Annotated in this window: 6 protein-coding genes; 1 reads left to right on the top strand and 5 read right to left on the bottom strand. The window is 62.6% G+C overall.

The window, feature by feature from the left end; translation table 11 throughout:
* The coding region (locus LJE91_09260) for a hypothetical protein (GenBank protein ID MCG6868895.1) at positions 1-242 on the bottom strand (242 nt) is incomplete at its 3' end.
* A 486-nt stretch (positions 243-728) separates the two neighbouring features.
* On the bottom strand, positions 729-1,046 hold the full coding sequence (locus LJE91_09255; GenBank protein ID MCG6868894.1) for a cupin domain-containing protein: 318 nt from the start codon (positions 1,044-1,046) through the stop codon (positions 729-731).
* Positions 1,047-1,224: 178 nt separating this feature from the next.
* On the opposite strand from LJE91_09255, the gene nhaD reads away from it, so the two are divergent.
* The gene (gene nhaD, locus LJE91_09250) at positions 1,225-2,694 is read left to right on the top strand and encodes a sodium:proton antiporter NhaD (GenBank protein MCG6868893.1); all 1,470 of its coding nucleotides are present in this window, start codon (positions 1,225-1,227) and stop codon (positions 2,692-2,694) included.
* 133 nt (positions 2,695-2,827) lie between these two features.
* Here nhaD and LJE91_09245 read toward each other — a convergent pair whose 3' ends face one another.
* The 3 genes from LJE91_09245 to LJE91_09235 all read right to left on the bottom strand — a co-directional run.
* Positions 2,828-3,604, bottom strand: coding sequence for a hypothetical protein (locus tag LJE91_09245; protein ID MCG6868892.1), 777 nt, complete (start codon positions 3,602-3,604; stop codon positions 2,828-2,830).
* Between the two features lie 179 nt (positions 3,605-3,783).
* The gene (locus tag LJE91_09240) at positions 3,784-3,987 is read right to left on the bottom strand and encodes a hypothetical protein (GenBank protein ID MCG6868891.1); all 204 of its coding nucleotides are present in this window, start codon (positions 3,985-3,987) and stop codon (positions 3,784-3,786) included.
* Positions 3,988-4,655: 668 nt separating this feature from the next.
* Positions 4,656-5,063, bottom strand: a 408-nt coding sequence (locus tag LJE91_09235; protein ID MCG6868890.1) for a DUF433 domain-containing protein, incomplete at its 5' end; no start/stop codon positions are given.

The raw sequence follows: 5,063 nt of genomic DNA, 5'->3' as shown, positions 1-5,063 counted from the left end.
GCCTCTGTGGTGTAGAGGGCACGTAGGACTCGACGCGCCTCCTCGGGCAGCTTATCGACGGTGATAGGGGGCCGAGGCACGATCTCATGCTCGATGACGTGGATCAGCCCCGGATCGACCACTTGGTTGACGACGAACAAGGGTTGGCCGTCCATGGCGTTGACCCAGTAGTCGGTCGTGGCGCGCAGACACAGGCGCTGGGGGACCCGGTCCAGGCCCAGCAGACTTGAGGCCCGGCGCACCGAAACTGGTATCTTCGCAAAATCCAAGCCTCCGCCAAAGGCTGCTCGGCAGCATCGCCGCAGTTGGCTTGCTTCCGATTGAATTCCCGAGGTTTTTCGCCAGACCCTTACAAGAAGACCGCGGGGCCGAGATCAGGTCCTCTGATTTCGCCGGCCTGCAAGCGCAGCTCCAACGCCTGCATGAGGAGGCAACTCGGATGGTGGCGCAGAACCAGCAGCGCGCGCACACAGCGACAGTGCGCCGGGCGCCGACTTGTCCAAGGGTGCAACAACGAAACAAAATTCGTGGCACGGCGCCTAACCTACACGATTCGCGGTGGAGGTGGAAGACAGCACTGGTGGCGCTCGTTAGCAGTGGTTTGGGCTGTTGAACGTGGACGAAGCACGCCGGGACGAAGCCGTAAAAGTGGTGGCCGAAGCCTGGGAACAAGTTGGGAAGGAATTTCCGCAGGTAAGCTCCGATACGTGCTCAGGTGCGGTGCCCTTTCAGCCAAAGTGAACCGCCAGCCAGACCGTGTCCCCGTCCCTGGCGGTCCGGGTAACCCGGTGACGCCGATGCGCATCGATAACCAGGAAATCCCCCGGCCCCATCTCGATGGGTGCCTCGCGGCCCTCGAACTCGAGGGCGGCCGAGCCGCGCAGGAGCAGGACGAATTCCCGCTGCGCCTGGTCGTACCAGAATCCCTCGGGGGAGGCGTGCCCTCTCGATACGATCCGCTCGATGCGGACGTTTCCCGAACCGGTGAGAACCTCGGTCAGTTCCTCCGTGAGTCCTTCCGGGATCGATTCGAAGAGATTATGCATGGGGTTGGGTTCGGCCCGAAGGGCGGAAGCATGGCGATATCGCGCACGCGCCCGGTTCGGTGAACGATTTTCCGGGGTCGCCGGTTGGCGACGGAATTCGAAATGCCGGATGTTATCATGCCCCCGTTATTGACCGTCGCAATGTTGAACCCGGTGTTTCTGATGGAGAGGTGGCTCTATGCGGTCACGACAGTTTGCACTGAATCTGACTTCGCTATTGATGGTGTTTCTGTTCTGCGGCGCCGCAATGGCCGTGGAAACCGCGGCGCCCGGTGCGGCGCTGGCGGCCGGGCACGCGACGGAGAACCTGGATCTGACCGGGCACTGGGTGGGCTGGTTGTCGATCGGATTGTTCATCCTGGCCTATGCCCTGGTCATGGCGGAGGAATTCACCCACCTGCGCAAATCGAAGCCGGTCATCATCTGCGCCGGCCTGATCTGGGGGCTCATCGCCTGGATCTACACGACACACGGGCTGGATTCGGCGGTGGAACACGCCGTGCGGCACAATCTGCTCGAATACGCGGAGCTGATGCTGTTCCTGCTGGTGGCGATGACCTATATCAACGCCATGCAGGAGCGCGGCGTGTTCGATACCCTGCGAGTCTGGTTGATCCAGAAAGGCTTCGGGTTCCGGTCCCTGTTCTGGATCACCGGCATCCTGGCGTTCTTCATCTCGCCGATCGCGGACAACCTGACCACGGCTCTGTTGATGTGCGCCGTCGTACTCGCCGTCGGTGGCGACAACGTGCGTTTCGTCTCCCTGGCCTGCATCAACATCGTCGTCGCCGCCAACGCGGGCGGGGCGTTCTCGCCGTTTGGTGACATCACCACGCTGATGGTCTGGCAGAAGGGGTTGGTGGAGTTCTGGACCTTCCTTGCGCTGTTCATCCCGTCGATGGTCAACTACCTGATCCCCGCGGCCATCATGCATTTCGCCGTGCCGAACGTTCAGCCTCAGGCCGTAGAGGAACAGGCCGTCCTGCGTCGCGGGGCGATTCCCATCATCGGGTTGTTTCTGGCCACGATCGCCACCGCGGTCTTTTTACACAATTTCCTGCATCTGCCGCCGGTGATCGGGATGATGACCGGCCTCGGTTACCTGCAGGTGTTCGGTTTCTATCTGAAGATGACCGCGCACCGGGACCAACTCGGAATCGAGGAGCATAAACATGGCGGCATGATGGGGACACCCCTGGGGTTCGACGTGTTCTCTCCCCTGGCAAGGGCGGAATGGGATACGCTGTTGTTCTTCTACGGGGTGGTACTCTGCGTTGGCGGTCTGGGCTTCATCGGCTACCTGGCGTTGGTATCCGAGCTGATGTACACGGGCTGGGGTCCGACAGCCGCCAATGTGGTGGTCGGCTTCCTCTCGGCTATCGTCGACAACATCCCCGTGATGTTTGCGGTGTTGACCATGGACCCGGACATGTCGCTCGGACAGTGGCTACTGGTGACGCTGACCGCCGGCGTGGGGGGCTCCATGCTCTCGATCGGGTCCGCGGCGGGTGTCGCGTTGATGGGCCAGGCCCGGGGGAAATACACCTTTTTCGGTCACCTGAAATGGACCCCGGCGATCGCGCTTGGCTATTTCGCCAGTATTGCCACCCACCTGTTCGTCAACGGTTCGTATTTTGGCGCCGGTTGATCTCGCCTGAGCGATCGATGTACTTGCAGTTCGCCGGTCGTCGCGAGGGTCAGTTGTCGACGCGTGGATCGAAGCGGCTCGCCGCGTTGCCGTAGGCGATCCGCGCTGCCACATCCCAGGGCAGTTGTTCGAGTCAGGTCCTGGACGCCTGCGCCAGTACATCGAGATTCGCCCATCGGCTCGGGACGTAGGTATCCATTCCGACTTCGATGAGCGGATGCGGATGGTCCCGGGGCATCCGTGTCGACGGGGACGTCGAATCCGGCATGGGCCCGGATGACACGGCGGTATCGGGGGCCTGTGCCAGGATCCGCCTCATACCCTCGGTGTCGGTGTGCGCATGCAGCGCGAACCCGCGGTCCCTGGCGATACGGATGACCTGCCGCGCGACGTCAGAGTCCGCATCCTCGCCGAAGACGTGAAACTCTCCGATCCCCCGGTACGGAATTCGGCCCAGCCGTTCGAGCACGGACCCGGGAACGTCGGGGTTGCCGAACCAGGTCTTGCGATGCGCACGCGCCGGGTAAGGGCGCAGAAACGGGACGATCCGATCCGGTGCCGCCCGGTAGAGCCGTTCCGCCCCCTCGGAGGGTGTGCCGGACACCCGCGCCTTGTCGATACCGGCCCGCGTCAGCCAGGCGATCGCCCTGTCGGGCGGCAACGGTTCCCAGACATCCTCGCTGTAGTGAATATGCGCATCGAAGATCGGGATGGAGCGACCGTCAGCGAGCGCGATGTGACCCGCCGCCGGGGCGGATGCCGTGATCGAATCCTTAGTCGCGCCTCCACGCCATGAGGGCAGGGGGTCTTGCGAGGCAGGAACGGCGGACAGCGATTCGCTCAGAAACAGGCACAATGCAACAACAGCGGGTAGCCGCACCGATCTGGCGAAACGATGGATAACGGGCAAGCCGGACTCCCCTGCGTTTGACGTATCGACGGGGATTCTAGCAATCCCGGGCAGAGACTTCCGTTCGCTGACCGTACCCAATCCATGGGAGGCGGTCCAGGCGCAGCACAAGAAAAAAGCGAGCCCACCATGGTGGCGGGCCCGGGGGGCAGCGTGTCACTAGACGAGATCGGTTCGCTTTATTCGACGATCTCGTAGTGTGACGGCAGGCCGAAGGAGGGCGTCAGGCCAGCGGGCTTCAAGTAGCCACCGTTGCTCGGGCTGCCGACCTCGACCCCAGTGCTGAAGGCGCCGGTCGCGCCCGGCTCGGCCGAGGTCACCAGATAGTAGACGTCGCCCGTATTAACGCATCGCCCGATCACCTCACCTATGAGCTGCTTCACACCGGTCGGAAATTCGTTTTCTCTGTCAGGCAGACCCGTCTGTTGGAATCGATGGCCAGGCGGTTACGGATGAATTCGGCGGATCGCGGATCCGACCGTTCGCGGCCGGCTCCCAAATAGTTGAAAAAAATAACAGGCAGTTTCAAAGACGGGGTACAACATTCGACATGGCGTAGGAGGGGCATCCCTTGCAACCGGCTCGACGAGTCGAAGCGGCGGGGCTGGGCGCGGTCCGGTCCCGGAGATGAATGACTCCGGCAGAGAACCAACCGCGGATCGATGCGTGTCGGGATTCGGATTACCGCTGCGCCTTAGGCGATTTCTGTCAAATGACAGTCCATCCTGTTTGTCTTTTCGTCCGTCCTCCGTGTTGCGACAACCGTTCCATCGTTCGACTCTGCGCCTGATGTCGCGCCTTGATGACGAACGATCCCGGCGCGGCGCTGTCCCTGCTTTGCTTGGGCACCGGTCTTGGGCTTCCTGCCCAAGCCGTTCACTGCTTCGCAGCTCACCCGGCGCGATCTGGTATGTCATTTTCCGGCAATCGCCTTATCGGTCGTGCCGAACGGAAACGCCCGCCTGCGTGTTCGACGTTCGCCCCGGCCGTGCGCATTGCGTCCCTCAGGACGCGCGAGTAGATAGACTCGTCCAGGTAGAACCGGGTTTCGCTAAGCCGCTACGCGCCGGTTGAGTTCGCAGCGGATGGCCTCCTCGATGACTTGCGTGGAGGTGTCATAGTCTCGCGCCAGATCAGTGAGGGAATCGCCCGCCTTGAACCGGTCGGCGAGCACGGCGGTGGGAACGACACGGCCTGCCAGCACGGGGCGACCGAAGGCGATGCGCGGATCGATCTCGACGGGTTCGGGCTCTTCGTCCGATACGGCTCTGCGGGTAAACGGACAGAGCTTGATCGGAACGCCCGTCGGGTCGCGCTCGATGCGCTTCAGGAACGTGCGAACCACGGGCTCGATTTCAAGTTGACCTTCCCGCGAAACGTTTACGAGCATCTCAAGCTCGCGGACCAACAGGGCCACGCCATCGGTCTCGAAGCGCGTGTTGGCCACCGCGATCCGCCG

The organism is Gammaproteobacteria bacterium, from assembly GCA_022340215.1.
Classification (GTDB): Bacteria; Pseudomonadota; Gammaproteobacteria; order JAJDOJ01; family JAJDOJ01; genus JAJDOJ01.
The sequence above is the reverse complement of the archived record's forward strand: the minus strand, read 5'-3'. Positions and strand labels throughout refer to the sequence as shown.

What these genes read in the sequence shown, in the direction of transcription:
- nhaD (MCG6868893.1), top strand. Translation starts at nt 1,225, where the DNA reads ATGCGGTCACGACAGTTTGCACTGAATCTGACTTCGCTATTGATGGTG.
- LJE91_09255 (MCG6868894.1), bottom strand. Translation starts at nt 1,046, where the DNA reads ATGCATAATCTCTTCGAATCGATCCCGGAAGGACTCACGGAGGAACTG.